Here is a 22,955-nt window from a genome sequence, read left to right as displayed (position 1 = left end):
CGAGCGCCGGGTAGGAGTCGCCAACTTCTGTCTCTTCTCGTGTGCGCGCCGCGAGCGGCGCGGGTTCGGCACCGGCCGGGTGGCCCCGGCCGGTGCGGTCGTCACTTGCCGTCGGTGTCGCCGTCCCGGCGCGCCTTGGGGTCCCGAGGTGCGTCGTCGAGGCCGGACAGGTCGTCCGGGACGTCGATCACGTCGGGGGCGATGCTACTTGCCGTTCCCGGCTTGTCTGTGACGGAACCGTCATCTGTGGTGGTGCCGTCCTCGTCGTCGGCGTCCGTGTCGTCCTCGGCGGGCGTGGCGTAGCGCGCCGGACGCTCGTTGACGGCGGCCAGGACCCACTCCGTCCGGGCACCGGACTCGGACTCGACGGTGACGATCTCGGTCTCGGCGTCGACGCTCACGACCCGGCCGACCATGCCGGACGCCGTCATGATCTCCTTGCCCGGCTCGAGGCTCGCACGGAACGTCTGCGCGGCACGCTGCTGCTTGCGCGTGCGCGAGGACATGAAGAACATCGCTGCGGCGAGCAGCACGATGAGGATGAGGAATGTCGGGTCGCCCACGGTGGCAGATCCTGTTCGGTCGGGAGTGGGAACCACCACAGTCTAGGTCGGTCCGGGGGTGCTGTGGGTCATTCCTCGAAGAGCGTGACCCCTGCGGGTGCGCGGAACGGTCCGGACGACGCCGGGTTCGCTGTCCCGGGCGCCCCGGCGGGCGGGGTGAGGCCCAGGTGGGCCCAGGCCGCGGGGGTGGCGACGCGGCCTCGGGGGGTGCGTCCCACAAGGCCCTCGCGGACGAGGTAGGGCTCGGCCACGGTCTCGACGGTCTCGGGCTCCTCGCCCACCGTGACGGCGAGCGTGGTGAGGCCTACGGGCCCTCCGCCGAACCGGGTGCAGAGCGCTTTGAGCACCGCGCGGTCGAGCCGGTCGAGGCCGATGGGGTCCACCTCGTACACCTCGAGGGCCGCGCGGGCGGCCCGCAGGTCGAGCACGCCGTCGCCACGCACCTGCGCCCAGTCGCGCACGCGACGTAGCAGGCGGTTGGCGATGCGGGGGGTGCCTCGCGACCGGCCGGCGATCTCGTGGGCGGCGGTGTGCTGCAGCTCGACGCCGAGCAGGCCGGCGGAGCGGAGGATGACGCGCTCGAGCTCCTCGGCGGAGTAGAAGTCGAGGTGCCCGGTGAAGCCGAACCGGTCGCGCAGGGGCGCGGGCAGCAGGCCCGCCCGCGTGGTGGCCCCCACCACGGTGAACGGGGGCAGGGCCAGCGGGATCGCGGAGGCCCCGGCGCCCTTGCCGACCACCACGTCGACGCGGAAGTCCTCCATGGCCACGTACAGGAGCTCCTCGGCGGGGCGCGCGAGACGGTGGATCTCGTCGATGAACAGCACCTCGCCCTCCTCCAGCGAGGACAGCACGGCCGCGAGGTCGCCGGCGTGCTGGATGGCGGGGCCGCTCGTGACGCGCAGCGAGGTGCCGAGCTCGGACGAGATGATCATGGCGAGGGTGGTCTTGCCGAGCCCGGGCGGGCCCGACAGCAGCACGTGGTCGGGCGGGTTCCCTCGGGCGAGCGCCGCCTGGAGCACCAGGGAGAGCTGGTCGCGCACCACGCGCTGGCCCACGAACTCGTCGAGCCGCTTGGGCCGGAGCGCCGCCTCGGCGGCACGCTCCACGTCGTCGGCCGACGAGTTGACGATCCGGCCGGTGCCGACGCTCTCGTCGCCGAACCCGCTCGAAGAACCCACCTCAGCGCCTTCTCGGCCTCGCTCAACCACGGCGGCCTCCCAGCGTCCGGAGCGCGTCGCGCAGGGTCACAGCAACGTCCGCCTCGGCCACCACGTCGGTACCCGCCTCGGCGAGCACCTTCGCGACGGCGTCCTCGGCCGCCTTGGCCTGCCAGCCGAGGCCGGTCAGCGCCTCGACCACCTGAGCGGTCCGGTCGTCGGCGACGGGCGCGGCCGGGGCGTGCGAGCCGCCGTCGGGCAGCGGGGCTCCCAGGCGGTCGCCGAGCTCGAGGACGATGCGCTGGGCACCCTTCTTGCCGATGCCGGGCACGCGCATCAGCGCGGCCAGGTCCTCCCCCGCCACCGCGCGCCGCAGCGCGTCAGGCGTGTGGACCGCGAGCATCGCGAGAGCGAGGCGCGGGCCGACGCCGCTGACCGACTGGACCGCCTCGAAGACGTCGCGCTCGTCGGCGTCACCAAAGCCGTACAGCGTCATGGAGTCCTCGCGCACCACGAGGGAGGTGGCCACCCGGGCCTGCTCCCCCACGCGCAGCGCCGCCAGCGTGGTGGGCGTGGCGTGGACCAGGTAGCCGACGCCGCCCACCTCCACGACCGCGCGGTCCAGCCCCACGTGCTGCACCGTCCCCGTGAGCGAGGCGATCACCGGCGCCCCCCTTCCTCGATCGAACGTCCGTGCGATCCTAACAACGCGGGCCGACGCCGGAGCGCACGCGGGTGCCCCGGCGTGCCGCAGCCGGTGGCCGGGTCTCTCAGCGCCGCGGGCGCTGCTTGGCCGCGTGCTCCGCGGCCGCCCAAGCACGCTGGGCGGAGGTCAGCTCGTGGCGGTCGCCGCCCTGCAGCGCACCGGCGGGCCGCCACAGGTGGCACACCGCGAGGGCCAGGGCATCGGCCGCGTCGGCGGGCCTGGGCAGCTCGGCCAGGCCGAGGATGCGCGCGACCATGCGCTGCACCTGCTCCTTGTCGGCCCGGCCGGAGCCGGTGACCGCCGCCTTGACCTCGCTGGGCGTGTGCAGCGCCACGGGGACGCCGCGCCGGGCCGCCGCGAGCATGGCCAGGCCCGCCACCTGGGCGGTGCCCGTCACGGTGGCGACGTTGTGCTGGGCGAACACGCGCTCCACGGCCACGACGTCGGGGACGTGCTCGTCCATCCAGGCGTCCAGCCTCTCGGCGAGGTGAAGCAGCCGGAGGTCCACCGACAGATCCGTCGAGGACCGGATGACACCCACGGCCACCATCGACGCGCGACGGCCGGGGAGGGAGTCCACCACGCCGACGCCGCACCTGGTCAGGCCAGGATCCACCCCGAGGACGCGCACGCCCTCACCCTCTCACGGGTGAGGGCGTGCACCGGCGCCACGCGCCGGGGACGCTCGGGGCGCCGGGGAGGTTCAGTCCTCCTCGAGGGCCGCCATGACCTCGTCGGACGCGTCGAAGTTGGCGTAGACGTTCTGCACGTCGTCGCTGTCCTCGAGGGCGTCGATCAGGCGCATGATCTTGCGGGCGCCCTCCACGTCGAGCTCGACCTGCATGGACGGGTGGAACACCACGTCGGCGGAGTCGTAGTCGATCCCCGCGTCCTGCAGCGCCGTGCGCACCGGCACCAGGTCGGTGGCCTCGCTCAGGACCTCGAAGCTCTCGCCGAGGTCGGTGATCTCCTCCGCGCCCGCGTCGAGCGCCGCGAGCATGACGTCGTCCTCGCCCACGCCCTCCGTCTTGGGCACGACGATGAGGCCCTTGCGGGAGAACAGGTACGAGACCGAGCCCGGGTCAGCGAGGTTGCCGCCGTTGCGGGAGAACGCGAGGCGCACCTCGGAGGCGGCCCGGTTCTTGTTGTCGGTGAGGCACTCGACCAGGAGGGCGACACCGTTGGGGCCGTAGCCCTCGTACATGATCGTCTGGTAGTCCGCGCCACCGGCCTCGGCGCCGGAGCCGCGCTTGACCGCGCGGTCGATGTTGTCGTTCGGGACCGACGACTTCTTCGCCTTCTGGACCGCGTCGAACAGCGTCGGGTTGCCGGCCAGGTCACCGCCACCGGTGCGCGCGGCAACCTCGATGTTCTTGATCAGCTTCGCGAAGAGCTTGCCACGCTTGGCGTCGATCGCGGCCTTCTTGTGCTTGGTCGTGGCCCACTTTGAGTGCCCTGACATGACCCTGAGTCAATCCCTTCGCGATGCTTCGATGATCTGGACGAACCGCCCGTGCACACGCGCGTCACCGGTGATCTCCGGGTGGAAGGCGGTGGCGAGCAGCGATCCCTGTCGTGCTGCGACGATCCTACCGGCGGCCGCCACCGGACGGCCCTGGATGTCGGTCGCGGGGATGCGGGCGAGGACCTCGACGTCCGGCCCGGCCTCCTCGATCCAGGGCGCCCGGATGAAGGCGGCACGGACCGGACCGCCACCGGGCTGGTCCGAGATCCCGGCCATCTCCAGGTCGGTCTCGAACGAGTCGACCTGCCGGCCGAACGCGTTCCGGCGCACCACGACGTCCATGCCGCCCACGGTCCGCTGCCCGTCGATCCCGTCGAGGATGCGGTCGGCGAGCAGGATCATCCCCGCGCACGACCCGTACACCGGCAGCCCGGCCTTCACCGCGGTGCGCAGCGGCTCGTCCAGCCCGAAGATGTGCAGCAGCTTGTCGATGGTGGTGGACTCCCCGCCGGGGAGGACCAGGCCGTCCACCGCCTCGAGCTCAGCGAGGCGCCGCACGGGCACGGCGCGTGCGCCGACGGCCTCCAGGGCCGCGAGATGCTCACGGACGTCGCCCTGCAGGGCGAGGACTCCGACGGTAGGTGCGGTCACGACCGTCCATCTTACGGCCCACCGCGGACCCCCTGCGGCGGGCGCTCACGGGTTGCACTCGAGCGTCAGGCCGAGCGGGATCACGGAGACGCCGCCACGGACGGTGCGGGTCGACGTCGGCCCCGTCCACGTGGTCCCGGGCAGGAACGGCGTCACGACGATCGTGTACGTCCCGCCCAGCAGGCTGCCGAGCACCTGCGTGATGAGCCCCTGGTTGATCACCACCGACCGCGTGGTCCCGTTGTCGGTGACGGCGACCGGCTGCCCGTTGAACGTCGCCCGGTAGTCGAGCACCGCCGGGGACGTCACCTCGGGCCAGGTCACCGCCGCGGTCTCGAAGAGCTGGCCGTCCGTGTCGGTGCAGGTGGTGGCCGGCGCCTGGATGGTCCACGCGCTCACCGTCGCGGTGTCGGTCACCGAGTCGGACCACCACGCGTGGGCCGGGGGCGCGGCCCGCAGCCCGGTCACGGCGAGCAGCCCCACGCCGAACGCGGCCAGGCTCGCCAGCGCGGCGCGGGCGGTCTCCCGGCGCCTCACGGTGCCACCTGGGTCGCCGCGACCACGACGGTCACCGTCGCCGACTGGCCCTGGAACGAGCTCGGGGCGGTGGGCAGCACGCGCACCTGGACGCACACCGCCTGGCGGCCTGTGGTCACGCCCTGGGCGACGGGCTGCAGGACGGTGGTGGGCGGCGTCGTCGTCCCGCCCGTGCACGTCGTCCCCGCGTCGGTGGCGCCGTACCGCAGGACGACCTCGACCGCGTCCGGGCGCGACGTCGTCGCGGTGACCGAGTACGCGAACGCCGCCCGCGCGGTGCTGCCGTTGCCGACGGTGAAGGCCTGCGCCTGCTGGCTGCCCGGCACCGCGTTCGTCAGGTCGAGCTGGTCGAGGTTGTACGTGCCTCCCGGGCCGATCACGTACTGGCCTGTGGCCCCGAGCACGAGGTCCAGGCGCCCGGCGACCGCCTCGGGCGGCTGCGCCGAGCCGGACGCCGCCCACCAGGCCCAGGCCACGCCACCGCCGGCACAGGCCGCCAGGAGGACGGCGAGCGCGACGAGAGCCGCGCGGCGCGCACGGCGGGCGAGCGAGGCGATGGTGCGCTCAGCCACGGCGCCTCCGCACAAGGATCAGGGCCCCGGCAACCACGGCCGCGCCCGCGACGAGCAGGAGCGGCAGCACGTCGCCTCCGGTGACGGGCAGGGCGGCCGACGGCGGCCGTACCCCCTCCGGGGCGGCGTCGGGCGCCCGCGGCGCGTCCCCCGGCGGCACCGGTGTCGGCGGCGGCGAGCCCCCGATCGGCGACGGCACGGCGACGCCCGGGTCGGTCAGGGTGACGTGCACCGCCAGGCTCGCGGACTCCAGCTGGGTCTCGTTGCCCGACGCGGGGTCGAAGGACACCGAGAACCGCACCGGGACCACCTCCTCCGGGTCCAGCTCGACCGCTCGCGAGCGGACGCCCTCGGTCCAGGGTTCGTCGCCGATGCTCGTCCGCACCTCGAGGTCCGCCGGGAGGTCACCGCCGCCCGCGACGACCACCTCGGCCCACCCTGTGGCGGCGCGTCCGCTCTGGTTCCGCACCCAGAGGGTGGCGTCCTCGGCATGGCCGGGTATCCAGCGCAACGCCGGGTCGAAGAGGTCGGCCTCGAGCCGGGGCGTCCAGGTGACGCCGTCGACGCTCAGCCCGACGGCGTCGTCGGGCACCTCCGCCGCGGCGACCGTGCCGAGCGCTCCGGCCACGAGGACCGCCGCGAGCGCCGCGGTGCCCGCGGCCCGCAGGCCGCGCCGGACGGCGCGGGCCGTCACGGACCGCCCCCGTGCTCGGGCACGGCGACCGCCGCGGGCTCCTCCCGAGGGCGGGAGAGCCGGGCACGGGCGGCACCCGCGACCTGCCACGCGGCGTAACCGAGGAGCAGCACGACCAGGCCGGTCGTGGCGGCCTCCCGCTGGCCGGGACCGAGCAGCACCGACACACGGCCCAGGTACGGGACCTGGTACCAGAGGACGCCGCGGACCTGCGCCTCCCGTACCGGGTGCGGGTCCGTGCCGGTGTTGGCGTCGCCGCGCGTGACGAGGGTGCGCTCACCGGTCGTCGTGGAGCCCACGCCCACCACACGGTGGGTCGCCACCTGGGGGTCACCGGACCGCAGCTGGTAGGTGACCACGTCGCCGATCCGGATCGTCGCCGGGTCGGCCGGACGCACGACGGCGAGCGTCCCCGCGGGCAGCGCGGGGCGCATGGAGCCGGTGGTCACCACGTAGGGCGTGGCCCCGGCGAGCCGCGGCACGAGGACTCCTGCGAGCAGCGCGGAGCCCGCGACGACGAGCAGCACCAGAGCCAGGGCGCGCCCCGTGACCCGGAGCACGTCCCCCATGTCAGGGGGCGACCTCTTCGTGCGCCTGGGTGAGCGTGACGGTCACGTCGGCGAGCGCCGCGACGAGCTGCGCGGTGGTCGTGGACTGTGAGGCGTTGGTGGCGCCCGGGCCGTCGAACACCACGCCCAGGTCGACCTCCACGGTGTCCCCCGCTGTGACCGGCACGGGCAGCGTGGCGGCGGCACCGTTGACCGTGAAGGTCGGATCCTGGAGGGTGAGCTCGGCCGTGAAGGCGTTGTCGGCCTCCCAGTCGGGCGCGCCGATGGCGACGTCACCGAGCGCGAGGTGGGCGCCTTCGTCGCCGTGCCCTTGCTCCGCACGGTAAAGGGCCTTCGCTTGACGCGCACCCGGGCGTGTTGCCGCAGGATCTCAGGCAAAACAGGGCGACACGCCACGAAACCCGGCGCGAGGAGCGGGATAAAGGAGGGTGAAAAGGCCAGAGGTGAGGACCTAGTCGTCGTGCTCCGTGCCGAGGTGCCGCACAGTCCCGTCCCACCCCTGCGCGAGGGCCTCCACGAGGTCGGGGAGAACGTGGGGGAACACCTCGAGCGGCTGGGTGCGCAGGTCGTGGGCGGACATCCACCGCAGCTCGTCGAGCACGTCGAGCTCGACAGCCGTCCAGCCCGCGCGGTCGGGCACGTAGCCGCCGCTGACCCGGGCCACGAAGAACACCTCGTCCTGGCGGCACGTCTCGGCGAAGAAGTCGAAGATGGCTGACCTCGTGAGCACGGGGCCTTCGAGGTCGGCCGCGGTCAGCACCAGCCCGGCCTCCTCGCGCAGCTCGCGGAGCGCGGCCTCGACCTCGCTCTCCCCCGCGTCGATACCGCCGCCCACGGTGAACCACCACGACCGCTCCGGCTGGTCGGCGTCGTGCCCGCGCGCGAGCAGGGCACGGCCCGCGTCGTCGAGGACGATCACGCGCGCCGCGCGCCGGAACCGCAACCCGTCGGGCCCGACCACCCAGTCCGGGCCGAGGGAGGTGGTGCCGGGCCCGGGTGCGGTGGCGCCGGCGTCGCTAGCCCTGTTCATGCCGACGACGATACGTCGGACCGCGGGCCTCACCGGTGTCGCCGACCGGTCTCGCACCACCACCCTCGCAATCTGAATCGTTTAAATCGGGGGGATTCCATTGACGTTCGGAAACCGGCGGCCCTACGTTCGTTGACGTCCCGCATTTGAACGATTCAATCCACGATTCAATGCCGGGCTGTTCGATGACATCGTGGCAACGGAGCCGCTTGCCGTCGCCGCGCCTCGCCAGAACCTCGGGCGTGCCCGCCACGGCCGAGCCACCCCACAGAGGAGCGAATCAATGTCAAGGCAGAGAACCACCAGAAGGGCGGCGGTGGCCGGGCTCTCCGGGCTCGCCGTCGTCGCGACGAGCCTCGTCGCGCTGAACACGGCGCACGCAGCGACCACGCGGTACGAGGCCGAGTCCGCCCCGGCCGTCTGCAACGGCGTGATCGAGTCCAACCACGCCGGGCACTCGGGCACCGGGTTCTGCAACTCCGACAACGCGGTCGGGGCCGGCATCGACTTCACGATCCAGTCCGCCGCCGCCGGCTCCGCCACCCTGGGTATCCGGTACGCCAACGGCGGCACGGCCAACCGGCCGGCGTCAGTCATTGTCAACGGCGCCACCGTCCAGACCGTCGGGCTGGAGCCGACCGGCGCGTGGACCACGTGGGCAATCAGCACCGTCACCGTCCCCGTCAACGCGGGCTCCACCACGGTGCGCCTGGCCGCGACAACCACCGGGGGCCTGCCGAACGTCGACTACCTGGACGTCACCACCGGCGACGGCGAGCAGCCTGGCGGCGGCAACGGCGTCTACGAGGTCGAGGCCCTCACCCGCGGGGTGACCGTCGTACCATCAGGCAGCGGCAACCTCGTCAGCTGGCGCCTGCTCGGCACGGACAACCCGAACGCGGCCTTCAACGTCTACCGTGACGGCCAGAAGCTCAACGCGTCACCGATCACCGGGGCCACGAACTACCTCGACGCCAGCGGCAGCGGCACCTACACCGTCGCAGCCGTCACCAACGGCACCGAGGGCGCGCGCTCGGGCACCGAGGTCCGGTTCGGCTCCGGCGGATACTTCGACATCCCGATCAGCAGGCCCTCGAGCACCTACGAGGCCAACGACGCCAGCGTCGCCGACCTCGACGGCGACGGCGACTACGAGTACATCGTCAAGTGGTACCCGTCGAACGCCAAGGACAACTCGCAGTCCGGCGTCACCGAGAACACGATCATCGACGCCTACACCCTCCAGGGCACCCGCCTGTGGCGGATCGACCTGGGGCGCAACATCCGGTCGGGGGCGCACTACACCCAGTTCCAGGTGTACGACTACGACGGTGACGGCGACGCCGAGATCGCCATGAAGACCGCCGACGGCACGCGCGACGGCCGTGGCGTCGTCATCGGCAACGCCAGCGCCGACCACCGCAACAGCGGCGGCTACATCCTGACGGGGCCGGAGTACCTGACGATCTTCGACGGCCGCACCGGCGGGGCGATCGACACCGTCGACTACCAGCCCCCGCGCGGCAACGTGTCCGCCTGGGGCGACAGCTACGGCAACCGGGTCGACCGCTTCCTGGCCGGCACCGCCTACCTGGACGGTTCCACGCCGTCGATGATCTTCGCGCGCGGCTACTACACGCGCTCGGTGATCTGGGCCGTGGACTTCAACGGCCGGGACCTCACCACCCGGTGGATCTTCGACTCCGACGTCAAGGGCTCGCAGTACCGCGGGCAGGGCGCGCACAGCCTCTCGATCGCCGACCTGAACGGCGACGGCCGCCAGGACGTCGTCTACGGGGCGATGGTGGTCGGCTCGGACGGGAACGCATTGTGGAACTCCCGGATGGGCCACGGCGACGCGCTCCACGTCTCGGACTTCGTGCCCAGCCGCGCGGGACAGGAGGTGTTCATGGTGCACGAGGACGGCTCCATGCCGTCCTCCAGCCTCATCGGCTCGAACGGCACGGTCCTGTTCCAGACCAGCCCCAGCGGCGACAACGGCCGAGGCGTCGCCGCGAACGTCACCACCGCCAACCCGGGGGGCGAGTACTGGTCCTTGAACGTGACCGACCTGCGGAACGCCTCCGGAGGCTCCGTCGGCACCAAGCCGAGCTCGGCGAACTTCCTGTCCTGGTGGGACGGTGACGGCGAGCGTGAGCTCCTCGACGGCACGCAGATCAACGACTACCAGAGCGGGCGCCAGCTGACGGGCTCGGGCGTGGCGTCGAACAACGGCACCAAGGCGACGCCGTCGCTCTCGGCGGACCTGTTCGGCGACTGGCGCGAAGAGGTGGTCTGGCGGACCAGCGACTCCTCGGCGCTGCGCATCTACGCCACGCCGCACCGGACGAACCTGCGCATCGCGACGCTGATGCACGACGTGCAGTACCGCGTGGCGGTCGCCTGGCAGAACACCGGCTACAACCAGCCGCCGCACCCGAGCTTCCACATCGGCAGCGAGGTCAGCAGCTACCCCTGGCCCAACATCCACACCCCGTAACCGGGGCCGGGGCACCAGACCCGGGGCGGGCGGACCGTGCGGTCCGCCCGCCCCGGGCGTGCCGCGCTGGCGTCGCCTTAATCGGTACGCACCCTGCCGTCGGTGCCGCACCCGGTGTATCGATAAACCTCCAGGTGATCGCTCACGACGCGCAGGAGGTACACGACGATGCACCCACGTAGCGCCCGGTTCCCGGGCTCCGGAACCAGCTCGGGCACACTGCCCCAGAGACGGACGGTGTCGCTCGGCGCCGCCACGCTGGCCGTCGTCGGGCTCGTTGCCGCCGGCCTCGCCCAGCAGCCCGCAGCCGCGGAGGGCTCGGGGGACCTCGCCGCGACGGTGCAGTCGGTCCGCGCCGCGGCGGACGGCCCGCCGATGACGGACAACAGCTTTGCCGTCACCCGCGAGGGAGCGTACGGCGACAACCGGTACACGGTGTTCCGCCCGTCCGACCCTGCGGCGGCCGGCGGCGGCCTGCCCGTCATCGCGTTCGGCAACGGCGCGTGCGCGCACACCGACAACAGCGAGGTCACCCGGCTGCTGACCACGATCGCGTCCAAGGGGTTCGTCGTCGTCGACACCGGGTCGGCCGACGGCTCGCCCAACGGCGTGCCCAGCGGCCAGCCGATCCCCTCGCTCCTGACCGACGCCGTCACCTGGGCCGAGGGGGAGCAGCGCCGCACCGGCGCCCCGCTCGCGGGACGGCTCGACCTGTCACGGGTCGCCACCGCGGGCCACTCGTGCGGCGGCATCGAGGCGCTCGTCGCCGGGCAGGACCAGCGGGTGTCCGCCGTCGTCGCCCTGAACAGCGGCCTGTTCGCCGACGGCTCGCTCGGCTACTCGCGCACCGAGCTCAGCAGGTTGCACACGCCCGTGATGTTTCTAGACGGCGGCCCGTCCGACGTCGCGTACGACAACTCCCGGGCCAACTACGACCTCGTGCGCGTCCCCGCGGTCCGCGCCTCGAACCCCGACGCGGGACACGGCGGGTTCATCACCGGCGCGCAGCTGGCCGACGGCGTCACCGCCGTCGTCTCGTTCCTGGACCTGGTCCTCAACGACAACGCGACGGCGCGGCGGTACGTCCTCGACCCGTCGGGGCTCGGCTCCCGGGCGCCGTGGTCGGTCGCCTCGAAGAACTGGCCGGCCGCGTCGCCGTCGCCGTCTCCCTCGGTCTCGCCGTCCCTGACCACCCTTCCCCCGACGCCGACGCCGACGCCGCCCGCGAGCGCCTGCTCGGCCGCGCTGCGCGTCGTCAACTCGTGGGGCGGCGGCTACCAGGGCGAGGTCACGGTCACCGCGCGCTCCGCGATCAGCGGCTGGCGCGTGACGCTCCCCAGCGGCGTCACGCCCACCCAGCTCTGGAACGGCAACCTCTCCGGTTCCACCGTCACCAACGTCGCCTGGAACGGGAACGTCGGCGCCGGCCAGAGCACGGGCTTCGGCTTCATCGGCAGCGGCTCCGCCCCGGCCGCTGCCGCCCTCCCCTGCGGTTCCGGAGCCGGGCCGGCGCCGTCCCCGAGCGCGTCTCCGACGGTCTCGCCGAGTCCGAGCGCGTCACCCACGGTCTCGCCGAGCCCGTCGCCGTCGGCGCCGGCCTGCGAGCTGCCGACGCGCTACAGCTGGACGTCCACCGGCCCCCTGGCGCAGCCGAGGTCCGGCTGGGTGTCGCTGAAGGACTTCACGACGGCGCCGTACCAGGGGAAGCACCTCGTCATCGCGACCACGCACGACGCGGGTGACACCTGGGGCTCGATGACGTTCGGCCTCGTCTCGAACTGGTCCGAGCTGGCGACCGCCACGCAGACCGCGATGCCGTCCGGGACGGTCGCACCGTCGCTGTTCTACTTCGCGCCCAAGAACACCTGGGTGCTCACCTACCAGTGGGGGCCGGCGCCGTTCATGTACCGGACGTCGAGCGACCCGACGAACGTGAACGGCTGGTCGGAGGCGAGGCCGCTGTTCTCCGGCAGCGTCGCGGACGCTCCGTACGGCCCTATCGACCAGACGGTCATCGGCGACGACAGGAACATGTACCTGTTCTTCGCGGGCGACAACGGGAAGATCTACCGGGCCAGCATGCCGATCGGGAACTTCCCGGGCGACTTCGGGACGGCGTCGACCGTCGTCATGAGCGACACGCGGGAGAACCTGTTCGAGGCCGTCCAGGTGTACAAGCTCAAGGGCACCCAGAAGTACCTGATGCTCGTCGAGGCGATGGGCACCAACGGGGTGCGCTTCTTCCGCTCGTTCACCGCGGACAGCCTCTCGGGCACCTGGACGCCGCAGGCCGCGACCGAGTCGAACCCGTTTGCGGGCAAGGCCAACAGCGGCGCGACGTGGACGAACGACATCAGCCACGGTGAGCTCATCCGTACCAGCGCCGACCAGACCATGACCGTCGACCCCTGCGACCTGCAGCTCCTGTATCAGGGCCGCGACCCCAGCTCCGACGGCATGGACTACGGGCAGCTCCCCTATCGTCCGGGCCTGCTGACGCTCCGGCGTTGACGGCGGTCCTCGCTCGGCGACGGACGGTCGGGCTCCGTAGGCACCCGCCTGCGGAGCCCTACCGTCCGTCCGGCCCGCTCAGCGGACGACGGCGATCGCGAAGCCGTCCCAGCCCTTGAGGCCCACGGTCTGCAGGGCCGTGGCGTGGGCGATGCGCGAGTCGGTTCCGAGGGCGTCGATCAGCGCCCAGGTGCCGAGCACGCGGGGGTCGTCGCTCTGCGGGTCGGCCACCGCGCCGTTACGCACGACGTTGTCGCCGATGATCACCGTGCCCGGCCGGCTCAGCGTGAGCGCAGCGTCGAGGTAACGCTTGTTGCTGGGCTTGTCGGCGTCGATGAAGACCAGGTCGAACGGCTCGACGCCGTCGTCGATCAGCCGCTGCACCGACTCGGTGGCCGGGCCGACGACGACCTCGACGCGGTCGGCGACCCCGGCCCGCTCGAGGTTCTCGCGAGCGACCGCGGCGGTCGGCTCGTCGATCTCGAAGGTCACCACGGCGCCCTCCGGTCCGACGGCCCGGGCGAGCCAGATGGTCGAGTACCCGGCCAGGGTGCCGAACTCGAGCACCCGTCGCGCGCCCGCGAGGTGGGCCACCAGGGCGAGGAACGCGCCCTGGTTGGGTGCGACGTCGGCCAGCGGCATCGCCGTGCGGGTCGAGCTCTCCCGCGCGTGGGCCAGGGCGTCGTCCTCGGGCACCAGCTTGTCGATGAAGTACCGGTCGACCGCTGTCCAGATCTCGTCACCCTCGTACATTCTCCGACCCTATCGGAGCGCAGGTCAGAGGGGCAGGACGATCTCCCGCAGCTCGGCCAGGGCTCCGATGCGATAGGCGGCCCCCACAAAGTCGGACGACGCCGTGAACTCGTTGTGGACCACGGCGCACTCGATGCCGGCCGCCACCGCCGACCTCAGTCCCCTGGCGGAGTCCTCGACCACCAGCGTCTCTTCCTTGGTGGCGCCGAACCGATCCAGCCCGGTCAGGTACGGCTCCGGGTGCGGCTTCGCGAGCCGGTAGTCCTCGCGGACGAGGACGAAGTCCATGAACTGCGTGATCTGCCGCCGCTCATGGATCAGGTCGAAGTCCGCGCGCTTGGCCGTCGTCACGATCGCCAGGCGCGCGTGCCGCGACAGTTCCGCGAGCGCCTCGACGACGCCGTCGATCTCGATGCGCTCCGTCCTCAGGTACTCCTTGTAGTAGGCATCACGAGCCGTGCGCGCCCGGGCGATGGTCTGCTCGTCCACCCCTGCTTCCCTGGCCTGGACCCACGTGCCCCCGCTCTGATTCATGTCACGGAGGTACTGCTCCCGGTCCAGGGTCAGGCCCACGTCCGCCAGGGCTCGTTCGCCGGCCTTGTAGTACCAGTGCTCGGTGTCCACGAGGACGCCATCGTGGTCGAAGAGGATGTAGTTCTTCATGCGGGCCGTACGAGCCCGGGACGGTGACGATCCTTCACTGGCGGGGCTTCACCTTTCCGGTCGGGACGGCCGTGAGCGGGTCCTCCGGCCACGGGTGGCGAGGGTAGCGGGCTCGCAGGTCGGCACGGACCTGCGGATAGCCCTGCCTCCAGAAGGAGGCGAGATCGCTCGTGATCGCGACCGGGCGCTGGGCGGGCGACAACAGGTGCAGGACGACGCGGACCCGACCGTCCGCGACCGCGGGGGTGGTGGTCCAGCCGAACACCTCCTGCAGCTTCACCGCGAGGACCGGCGGCTCGGCGCCGTCGTAGGCGAGCCGGACCGCGGAGCCCGACGGGACCGTGAGCCGCTCCGGCGCCAGCTCACCCAACCGGGCCGCCGCAGGCCAGGGAAGCAGTCGCCGGAGCGCCGAGGCCACGTCGATGCGGGCGAGGTCGCCCGAGCCGCGCACCGAGGCGAGCTCTGTCCCCAGCCATTCGTCGAGACCGGCCAGCAGGGCGTCGTCGTCGACCGCAGGCCACGGGTCGCCGAGGTGGGCGTGGCAGAACGCGAGCCGTTCCCGCAGGGCGAGGGCGGCCTCCGGCCAGCGCAGCGCCGACAGACCGTCACGCCGGATCCCGTCGCGGACGGCCGCCTGGACGAGCAGCGGGTCGGGCTTCGCCAGCGGGAACTCCTTGAGCACGATCGCGCCGAGCGCCTCGACCCGCCGCGTCACAACCCGGCCGTCGTCCCAGCGGACCTGGTCGGTGGTGGTGACGAGGTCGCCCGCGATGTCTCGCGCAGTCTGCTCGTCGATCGGCGCGGCGGAACGGATCCTGGCGTCGGCGCGACCGGGTGCCCGGTCGGCGACCGCGACAGCCAGCCAGGCCGTGTTCCGCAACGGCGACTGCGGGTCCAGCGCAGCACCCGTGCCGCCGGACATCTGGTACGTCGCCGAGCCGGTCCCCCGGGCGCGCGCGATCCGGTCCGGATACGCCAGCCCCGCGACGATCCCGGCCGCGAGATCGTCCGGGACCCGCGTTGCCCGACCAGAAGCCCCGCTCGGGGCGTCGCGCGTCGTCGTGCCTCGGCCGAGGCGCTCTGTCTCTTCTCGCCAGCGGGCCGTGGCTCCGCGGTCGTCGCCACGGCGCAGGGCCCGCCAGCGCGCCGGCAGGTCGTCGCCGAGGTCGCGCCCGGAGTCGTCCGAGAGCATCGCGACCACCTCGCGCGCCCGGTCGGCGCCGACCCGCGGCGTCCCGTCCAGGAGCGCCCGGGCCAGGCGAGGATGCACCCCGATCGCCGCCATCTGCCGGCCACGCTCCGTGATCCGCCCGGCGACGTCGACGGCGCCGACGCGGCGCAAGAGCTCGGTGGCCGCGGTCATCGCCGCCGACGGCGGCGCGTCGAGCCAGGTGAGGCCCTCTCCCCCCGGCGCGCCCCAGGCCGCGAGGTCGAGGGCGAAGGCCGCCAGGTCCGCGATCGCGATCTCCGGCGCCGCATGATCGTCGAGCCGGGCGTGATCGGTGGCCGACCAGCACCGGTAGACCCGGCCGGGCGCCTCCCGCCCTGCCCGACCCGCCCGCTGGTCCGCCGACGACCTCGAGACCCGGCAGGTGACCAGTGCACCGAGGCCACGGGACTGGTCCGTCCGGGGCTCCCGGGCGAGGCCCGAGTCGACCACGACCCTGACCCCGGGCACAGTCAGCGAGCTCTCCGCGACCGACGTCGTGACCACGATCCGACGGGTCGCGGCCGGGGCCAGTGCGCGGTCCTGCTCTGCCCTCGACTGGCGGCCGAACAAGGGCACGACGTTCTCACCGGCCAGCCGGCGAGCAACACCGTGGATCTCTCCCTCCCCCGGGACGAACACGAGGAGGTCGCCGTCGTTCTCGGCCAGAGCACGCCGGACGACGGCCGCGACGTGGTCCAGCAGCCGCCGGTCGACGCGCCCACCGGGAAGCAGCGGCGCGGGGACCGGTGGCGGGGCCCACTCCACCGCCACGTCGAACTGCGCGGCGGACGCGGTGATCACCGGCGCGGGGACGTCCGCACCCAGAGCGCGGCTCAGCCGGACCGTGTCCGCCGTGGCCGAGGTCGCGACGACCGCCAGGTCCTCCCGGAGGTTCGCCCGGACGTCGACGCAGAGCGCGAGCAGCAGGTCGGCGTCAAGATGGCGCTCGTGGCACTCGTCGATCACGATCCCAGCGACCCCCGGCAGCTCGGGATCCTGCTGCAGGCGCCTGACGAGGAGCCCCGTCGTCACCACCTCGACGCGGAGCCCTTTGCCCCCGCGGCGCTCACCCCGCATCGCGTAGCCGATCCGCTCCCCCAGCGGTTCACCGACCAGCATCGCGAGCCGGGCCGCGGCCGCACGGGTCGCCATCCGTCGCGGCTCGGCGACGATGATCGTGCCCTCGAGCGCGTCGGCCAGCGCGAGCGGCAGCAGGGAGGTCTTTCCCGATCCGGGCGGCGCGACCAGCACCGCGGTACCGCGCGACCGGACAGCGTCGACCGTGGCAGGCAGGACGGCCCGGACGGGCAGGTCCGCCCCCGGCATCGAGGGTTCGGGCAGCAGCACGCTCACCGGGGTCCGAGTCACCTCGTGACCTTAACGGGCGTGGCGGCGATGAGAAACGGCGTCGACAGTGGTCTATGTACCGTCCGGTGGAAACGCGCTGCGCGCATCGAGGGAGAGCACGAGATGAGACCACTTCGCTACTCGATCAACGTCACGCTCGACGGCTGCTGTCATCACGAGGCCGGCCTCCCACCGGACGAGGAGTCGATGCGCTACTGGACCGACCGGATCGAGCAGGCCGACGCCCTCCTGTACGGCCGGGTGACCTACGAGATGATGGAGTCGGCCTGGCGGCGGCCGGCCACGGGCACCTGGCCCGACTGGATGGATGCGTGGGATGTCCCGTTCGCCGAGGCCATCGACCGGGCAAAGAAGTACGTCGTGTCGAGCACGCTGACCGAGGTCGACTGGAACGCCGAGCTGGTGCACGGCGACCTGGGACAGGCGGTCCAGCGGCTCAAAGAGGAGCCGGGTGAGGGCCTCGCGACCGGAGGCGTGACCCTCCCCCTGGCCCTGGCAGACCTGGGGCTGATCGACGAGTACGAGTTCGTCGTGCAGCCGGTCCTTGCCGGGCACGGGCCGACGCTGCTCGCCGGTCTGCGTGAGCGCATCCAGCTCGAGCTCGTGGACCGCCACGAGTTCCGGTCGGGGGCGGTCGCTCTGAGGTACCGGCCCGCGCAGGTGTGAGTTTGGCCGGCCCGAGGGTGCGACCCGGTTCCCGGCCCAGGCGGCGGGATACCCTACGGCAGTGCCATCGAACGCGGGGATCGACCCGGACGAGCTTGCCACCACCCTCCGGGTACTGGGCCGGCTCCAAGACCTCGACCCCAACCATCCCGACGTCCAGACGGTCAAGCGCGCGACCGGCTACATGTGGAAGCTGCTCAAGAAGTCCCGCAAGGCAGCCATCCGCGAGGAGCGCCAGGCGCACGACCGGAGCATCATCGAGCAGACGGCGACCGGCTCTGCGGCACGGATCGACGACGAGACCGCCGGCATCCCGCTGGTCTCCACCACACCGGGGGCGTTCGCCGGCGAGCTGCTCACCGCCCGTGGCTGCTACATCTGCAAGACGGACTACACGCTGGTCGACTCGTTCTACCACTGGCTCTGCCCGGACTGCGCCGCGAAGAGCCACGTGCGTCGCGACCAGCGCACGGACCTGACGGGCCGCCGCGCCCTGCTCACCGGGGGCCGGGCCAAGATCGGCATGTACATCGCGCTGCGCCTGCTGCGCGACGGCGCCCACCTCACCATCACCACGCGGTTCCCGAAGGACGCGGTACGCCGCTTCTCCGCGATGCCCGACGCCGCAGACTGGCTGCACCGGCTCAAGATCGTCGGCATCGACCTGCGCGACCCCACCCAGGTGATCGCCCTGGCCGACGACGTCGCCGCGGCGGGCCCGCTCGACATCCTGGTCAACAACGCCTGCCAGACGGTGCGCCGGTCCCCGGGGGCCTACTCGCAGCTCGTCGCGGGCGAGTCGACCCCGGTCGCCCCGCTCCCGTTCGGGCTCCAGGCGCCGGAGATGGTCACGTTCGACCACGTCTCCGAGGCGCACCCCGCGGCGATCGCGGGGGCGCTGACCGCGCTGTCGGTCGCCCACCGCGAGGGGCAGTCGCAGGACGACGCCGTCGCGATGCACACCGCGGCGTCCCTGACGGCGCTGGCTCTCCGGGCGGGCTCGGCCTCCCTCGACGCCCACCTGGCCGGCACCGCCGTCGACGCCGGGGGGCTGCTCCCCGACCTGCAGACCACCAACTCGTGGACCCAGGTCGTGGACGAGGTCGACCCGCTGGAGCTTCTGGAGGTGCAGCTCTGCAACGCGATCGCGCCGTTCCTGCTCATCTCCCGGCTGCGGCCCGCGATGCGGGCGGCGACGTCCCAGGCGCGACGCGGGTACGTCGTCAACGTCTCGGCGATGGAGGGGCAGTTCTCCCGCCGGTACAAGGGCGCCGGGCACCCGCACACGAACATGGCCAAGGCCGCCCTCAACATGCTGACGCGGACCTCCGCGTCGGAGATGTTCGAGACGGACCGGATCCTGATGACCGCGGTGGACACCGGGTGGATCACGGACGAGCGCCCCCACCAGGAGAAGCTGCGGATCGCCGCCGAGGGCTGGCACGCGCCCCTCGACCTGGTCGACGGCGCCGCCCGCGTCTACGACCCGATCGTCCAGGGCGAGTCCGGGACCGACCTGTACGGCTGCTTCCTCAAGGACTACGAGCCGTCGCCCTGGTAGAGCGGGAGAATGGCACACTGGCGGCCATGACCCTCCCGGACGTCGCCCCGGTAGCGCCGGCACTCGAGGTGCTGCGTGACGTCTTCGGCTATGACGCCTTCCGCGGCGACCAGCAGGAGATCATCGAGACGGTAGCCGGCGGCGGCGACGCCCTCGTGCTGATGCCGACCGGCGGCGGCAAGTCGCTGTGCTACCAGATCCCCGCGCTCGTCCGCCGCGGCACCGGCGTGGTGATCTCGCCGCTGATCGCCCTGATGCAGGACCAGGTGGACGCCCTGGAGGCGCTCGGTGTCCGGGCCGGTTTCCTCAACTCCACGCAGGACCCGGACCAGCGCCGCGCGGTGGAGCGTGCCTACCGCTCCGGTGAGCTCGACCTGCTGTACCTCGCCCCGGAGCGGCTCGGCGTCGAGTCCACCGCCCGGCTTCTCGACGAGGGCACCATCGCCCTGTTCGCCATCGACGAGGCGCACTGCGTGTCGCAGTGGGGCCACGACTTCCGGCCCGACTACCTGCGGCTGAGCGAGCTGGCCGAACGCTGGCCCGGCGTCCCCCGCATCGCGCTGACCGCCACCGCCACTCAGCACACGCGCGAGGAGATCGCCACCCGCCTCAGGCTCACCGACGCCCGGCACTTCGTCGCCAGCTTCGACCGGCCCAACATCACCTACCGGGTCGTCCCCAAGGACAACCCCGGCAAACAGCTGCTCGACCTGCTGCGCACAGAGCACCCGGGTGACGCCGGGATCGTCTACTGCCTCTCCCGCGCGTCGGTGGAGCGGACCGCCCAGCAGCTGACCGACCAGGGCATCCGCGCCCTGCCGTACCACGCGGGCCTCCCCGCCGAGGTGCGCGCCGCCAACCAGTCGACCTTCCTGCGCGAGGACGGCGTGATCATGGTGGCGACCATCGCGTTCGGCATGGGCATCGACAAGCCTGACGTCCGGTTCGTCGCCCACCTCGACCTGCCCAAGTCGGTCGAGGGCTACTACCAGGAGACGGGCCGCGCGGGCCGGGACGGCCTGCCCGCCACGGCGTGGCTCGCCTACGGGCTGGCCGACGTGGTCCAGCAGCGCAAGATGATCGCCGAGTCCGACGGCGACCTCGCGCACCGCCGCAGGCTCTCGGCGCGCCTCGACGCGATGCTGGCGCTGTGCGAGACCGTCGAGTGCCGCCGTGCCCAGCTCTTGCGCTACTTCGACCAGGACCATCCGGGTAGCTGCGGTGCCTGCGACACCTGCCAGAACCCGCCCGAGACCTGGGACGGCACCGTCGCCGCCCAGAAGCTCCTCTCCGCGGTGTTCCGGTTGGACCGCGAGCGCAACCAGCGCTTCGGCGTCGGGCACGTGGTCGACATCCTGCGCGGAAAGTCCACGCCCAAGATCACCCAGTGGGGGCATGACAGCCTCACGGTGTTCGGCGTGGGTGAGGACCTGTCCGACGACGAGTGGCGGTCCGTGGCGCGCCAGCTCCTGGCCCTGGGACTGCTGGAGGTGGACTCGAACCACGGCACCCTGCTGCTCACGGGCACCAGCGGGGAGGTGCTGGGCCGGCGTCGCGAGGTGCGGCTCCGGCGCGACCCACGATCCGCGGGCAGCACACGCAAGCCCGCACGCTCCGGCGGCGCACAACCCGAGGCCGCCCAGCTCTCGGACGCCGACCAGGAGGTCTTCGAGCGGCTCCGCGCCTGGCGTGCGTCGGCCGCCAAGGAGCAGGGCGTGCCCGCCTACGTCGTGTTCCACGACGCCACGTTGCGCGCGGTGGCCACTCAGCGGCCGGCAGACCTGGACGCCCTGAGCGGGATCAGCGGCGTCGGGCAGGCAAAGCTGGACCGCTACGGCGACGGGATCCTGAGCGCTCTCCACGGCCGGAGCAGCCAGGCTGACTAAGCATCGTCGCGAGCGCGGCCGCAGCAGGACCATGTGCGACGGGCTACAGGCCCCGCGGACACGAAGTCCGCGAGGCCTCCCGCTCAGCCTCGAGGCGCGGCTACCGCCGCGCCCACACCTGGTTCGCCGCGCCGGTGCACGTCCAGAGCAGCACTGCGGTGTTGTTGGCCGTCAGGTTCCGGTCGACGTCCAGGCACAGCCCGGACCGCACGCCCCGAATCGTGCCGTCGGCCTGGAACGTCCACTGCTGGTTGGTGCCGCCGTTGCAGTCCCAGAGCTGGACACGCGTCCCCGCGGTGGCGTCGAGGGGTGCGTCGAGGCACTTGCCCAGCGATCGCAGCGTGCCGTCCGTCGGGGTCCACGTCTGGTTCGGCGCGGAGTGGCAGTCCCAGATCACGAGGCCCGTGCCGTTCGCCGTGGCGCTGTTGGGCACGTCGAGGCATCTGCCCGACGACGAGCCGACGAGGGCGCTACCGGTCGGCTGCGGCGCGCCGCCGGGCGTGACCCGGAACAGGGCGACACCGTGCTGGGCGACCTGCGCGGTGAGCTGGCCGGTGGTCGAACCGGTGGCGCCGGTCCACAGCTCGCGGTACCCGTGCGTGCCGGAGCCGAGCCCGACCTGGCTGAGCGTGGTCGAGATCTGCCGGGTGCCCGAACCGCGGTTGAGCAGCGCGACCGCCACGGAACCGTCGGCGAGCGGCTTGGCCCAGACCTCGGCATCGCCGTCGTCCCGCACCCGGTCCGCCTGCCGCACGAGCGGGTCCTGGTCGATCGCGAGGACGTCGCGGTTGGTGAGGACCGCACGAACGTCCGCGCTCATGGTGCGGAGGTCGTTGCCCGCGATGAGCGGTGCGCTGAGCATGGCCCACATGCTCTGGTGCGCACGGTTCTCCGTGGGGGTCAGCGAGTTCCGCACACCCACCATGAGCATGTCGGGGTCGTTGTACTGACCCGGCTTGGTCCACTCGCGCATCGGCTCGATGATGTCGAGGGCCTCCGTGATGCCGACGAAGCAGTCCGCCGACGGCGAGCATCCCGTCGACCAGGCGTCGTCGAGGTCCTCCGAGGTGCGCCACATGTCCGCGAAGGCACCCCAGCCGGAGTACGTCGGAGCAGAGTTCCAGTGGGCGCTGTTCGGGTTGATCGAGTAGACGATCGGGCGGCCGGTGGCCTTGAGCGCGTCGCCGAACCTCTTGAAGACCGCCGCCTGCTCGGCCGCCGTGCCGCGCGGGTCGCACCAGTCGTGCTTGACGTAGTCGACGCCCCACGACGCGAACAGGTTCGCGTCCCTGGTCTCGTACCCGTACGACGATGTGCCCGGCAGGTTCGCGAAGTACTGGTTGCAGGTCTTCTCCCGCGGAGCGTGGTAGATACCGAACAGCAGGCCCTTGCTGTGGATGTAGTCGCCCAGGGCCTTCATCCCAGAGGGGAACCGGTCCGTCCGGGCTCGCAGGTTGCCGCTGGCGTCGCGGGTGTCCTGCATCCAGCAGTCGTCGACCACGACGTACCGGTACCCGGCGGCGGCCATGCCCGAGCTCACCATCGCGTCAGCGGTCTCGCGGACCATCTGCTCGTTGATGTTGCAGTAGAAGGTGTTCCAGCTGTTCCAGCCCAGGGGCGGCAAGGGCGCCGGCTCCTGGACGGTGGGGTCCGCAGCTGCGGCCGCGGCTGGGCCGAGCGTGCCGGCGGCGGCCGTGTCGGTTGCGCCGGCGGATGGCCCGACGGCGATCAGGGAGGCGGTCAGCGCGGTCGCGGCGAGCACCGAGAGCAGGCGGCGACGAGACAGGTCTTTCACGAGCACTCCTTCGTGCAGCGGTGAGGTGGGCGGTGGTGACCGGCCAGGTCGCCGTCCGGACGGCGTGACCGACTGTGCGAGGGGGCCGCCGGGGGGGG

21 protein-coding genes are annotated in these 22,955 nt (G+C 72.5%); 5 read left to right on the top strand and 16 right to left on the bottom strand.

What is annotated here, in order from left to right; all coding sequences use genetic code 11:
• Positions 1–101: 101 nt before the first annotated feature.
• The 12 genes from yajC to AC060K_RS00415 all read right to left on the bottom strand — a co-directional run bounded on the left by yajC (position 102) and on the right by AC060K_RS00415 (position 7,944).
• The gene (gene yajC, locus AC060K_RS00470; protein ID WP_483763474.1) at positions 102–563 is read right to left on the bottom strand and encodes a preprotein translocase subunit YajC; all 462 of its coding nucleotides are present in this window, start codon (positions 561–563) and stop codon (positions 102–104) included.
• A gap of 68 nt (positions 564–631) precedes the next feature.
• A complete protein-coding gene (gene ruvB / locus AC060K_RS00465) occupies positions 632–1,741 on the bottom strand; it encodes a Holliday junction branch migration DNA helicase RuvB (protein ID WP_483763473.1) in 1,110 nt (369 codons plus the stop codon).
• A gap of 22 nt (positions 1,742–1,763) precedes the next feature.
• On the bottom strand, positions 1,764–2,384 hold the full coding sequence (gene ruvA / locus AC060K_RS00460) for a Holliday junction branch migration protein RuvA (RefSeq protein ID WP_483763472.1): 621 nt from the start codon (positions 2,382–2,384) through the stop codon (positions 1,764–1,766).
• A 106-nt stretch (positions 2,385–2,490) separates the two neighbouring features.
• Positions 2,491–3,057: a crossover junction endodeoxyribonuclease RuvC gene (gene ruvC, locus AC060K_RS00455; RefSeq protein ID WP_483763471.1), complete on the bottom strand. Its 567-nt coding sequence runs from the start codon at positions 3,055–3,057 to the stop codon at positions 2,491–2,493.
• Between the two features lie 72 nt (positions 3,058–3,129).
• Positions 3,130–3,888: a YebC/PmpR family DNA-binding transcriptional regulator gene (locus tag AC060K_RS00450; protein WP_483763470.1), complete on the bottom strand. Its 759-nt coding sequence runs from the start codon at positions 3,886–3,888 to the stop codon at positions 3,130–3,132.
• Between the two features lie 9 nt (positions 3,889–3,897).
• Positions 3,898–4,542, bottom strand: a complete 645-nt coding sequence (gene pdxT / locus AC060K_RS00445) for a pyridoxal 5'-phosphate synthase glutaminase subunit PdxT (RefSeq protein WP_483763469.1) — start codon at positions 4,540–4,542, stop codon at positions 3,898–3,900.
• A 45-nt stretch (positions 4,543–4,587) separates the two neighbouring features.
• Positions 4,588–5,079 carry a hypothetical protein gene (locus AC060K_RS00440; protein ID WP_483763468.1) on the bottom strand — a complete coding sequence of 164 codons (492 nt, stop codon included), beginning with the start codon at positions 5,077–5,079 and terminating at the stop codon, positions 4,588–4,590.
• Positions 5,076–5,651: a hypothetical protein gene (locus AC060K_RS00435; RefSeq protein WP_483763467.1), complete on the bottom strand. Its 576-nt coding sequence runs from the start codon at positions 5,649–5,651 to the stop codon at positions 5,076–5,078. Before AC060K_RS00435 ends, AC060K_RS00440 begins: the two co-directional genes overlap by 4 nt.
• A complete protein-coding gene (locus AC060K_RS00430; RefSeq protein WP_483763466.1) occupies positions 5,644–6,345 on the bottom strand; it encodes an LPXTG cell wall anchor domain-containing protein in 702 nt (233 codons plus the stop codon). Before AC060K_RS00430 ends, AC060K_RS00435 begins: the two co-directional genes overlap by 8 nt.
• The gene (locus AC060K_RS00425; protein WP_483763465.1) at positions 6,342–6,914 is read right to left on the bottom strand and encodes a signal peptidase I; all 573 of its coding nucleotides are present in this window, start codon (positions 6,912–6,914) and stop codon (positions 6,342–6,344) included. Before AC060K_RS00425 ends, AC060K_RS00430 begins: the two co-directional genes overlap by 4 nt.
• A 1-nt stretch (position 6,915) precedes the next feature.
• The gene (locus AC060K_RS00420) at positions 6,916–7,080 is read right to left on the bottom strand and encodes a hypothetical protein (protein WP_483763464.1); all 165 of its coding nucleotides are present in this window, start codon (positions 7,078–7,080) and stop codon (positions 6,916–6,918) included.
• A gap of 285 nt (positions 7,081–7,365) precedes the next feature.
• Entirely contained in the window at positions 7,366–7,944 is a 579-nt protein-coding gene (locus AC060K_RS00415) for an NUDIX hydrolase (RefSeq protein ID WP_483763463.1), read from the bottom strand.
• Between the two features lie 283 nt (positions 7,945–8,227).
• Between AC060K_RS00415 and AC060K_RS00410 the strand changes: the two genes are divergently transcribed.
• Positions 8,228–10,444 (top strand): rhamnogalacturonan lyase family protein, encoded by a 2,217-nt coding sequence (locus AC060K_RS00410; protein ID WP_483763462.1) that lies wholly within the window; start codon positions 8,228–8,230, stop codon positions 10,442–10,444.
• A 168-nt stretch (positions 10,445–10,612) separates the two neighbouring features.
• The gene (locus tag AC060K_RS00405; RefSeq protein ID WP_483763461.1) at positions 10,613–12,955 is read left to right on the top strand and encodes a non-reducing end alpha-L-arabinofuranosidase family hydrolase; all 2,343 of its coding nucleotides are present in this window, start codon (positions 10,613–10,615) and stop codon (positions 12,953–12,955) included.
• A gap of 78 nt (positions 12,956–13,033) precedes the next feature.
• On the opposite strand, the gene AC060K_RS00400 is transcribed toward AC060K_RS00405, so the two are convergent.
• Genes AC060K_RS00400 through hrpB form a run of 3 tightly spaced genes read right to left on the bottom strand, consistent with a single transcriptional unit; the run spans position 13,034 to position 16,949 of the window.
• Complete coding sequence (locus tag AC060K_RS00400) at positions 13,034–13,708, bottom strand: O-methyltransferase (protein ID WP_483763460.1); 675 nt, start codon at positions 13,706–13,708, stop codon at positions 13,034–13,036.
• 24 nt (positions 13,709–13,732) lie between these two features.
• Complete coding sequence (locus AC060K_RS00395; protein ID WP_483763459.1) at positions 13,733–14,371, bottom strand: HAD family hydrolase; 639 nt, start codon at positions 14,369–14,371, stop codon at positions 13,733–13,735.
• A gap of 34 nt (positions 14,372–14,405) precedes the next feature.
• Entirely contained in the window at positions 14,406–16,949 is a 2,544-nt protein-coding gene (hrpB, locus tag AC060K_RS00390; RefSeq protein WP_483763458.1) for an ATP-dependent helicase HrpB, read from the bottom strand.
• Positions 16,950–17,051: 102 nt separating this feature from the next.
• Here hrpB and AC060K_RS00385 point away from each other — a divergent pair, with 102 nt between their 5' ends.
• The 3 genes from AC060K_RS00385 (at position 17,052) to recQ (ending at position 21,062) form a co-directional block, all read left to right on the top strand.
• Positions 17,052–17,615, top strand: a complete 564-nt coding sequence (locus AC060K_RS00385) for a dihydrofolate reductase family protein (protein WP_483763457.1) — start codon at positions 17,052–17,054, stop codon at positions 17,613–17,615.
• 61 nt (positions 17,616–17,676) lie between these two features.
• A complete protein-coding gene (locus AC060K_RS00380; RefSeq protein WP_483763456.1) occupies positions 17,677–19,176 on the top strand; it encodes an SDR family NAD(P)-dependent oxidoreductase in 1,500 nt (499 codons plus the stop codon).
• A gap of 26 nt (positions 19,177–19,202) precedes the next feature.
• Positions 19,203–21,062, top strand: coding sequence for a DNA helicase RecQ (gene recQ / locus AC060K_RS00375; RefSeq protein WP_483763455.1), 1,860 nt, complete (start codon positions 19,203–19,205; stop codon positions 21,060–21,062).
• 100 nt (positions 21,063–21,162) lie between these two features.
• Here recQ and AC060K_RS00370 read toward each other — a convergent pair whose 3' ends face one another.
• Positions 21,163–22,857, bottom strand: a complete 1,695-nt coding sequence (locus AC060K_RS00370; RefSeq protein WP_483763454.1) for a glycoside hydrolase family 27 protein — start codon at positions 22,855–22,857, stop codon at positions 21,163–21,165.
• Between the last annotated feature and the right edge of the window lie 98 nt (positions 22,858–22,955).

Source organism: Antribacter sp. NEAU-D49 (assembly GCF_057158775.1).
The sequence above is the reverse complement of the archived record's forward strand: the minus strand, read 5'-3'. Positions and strand labels throughout refer to the sequence as shown.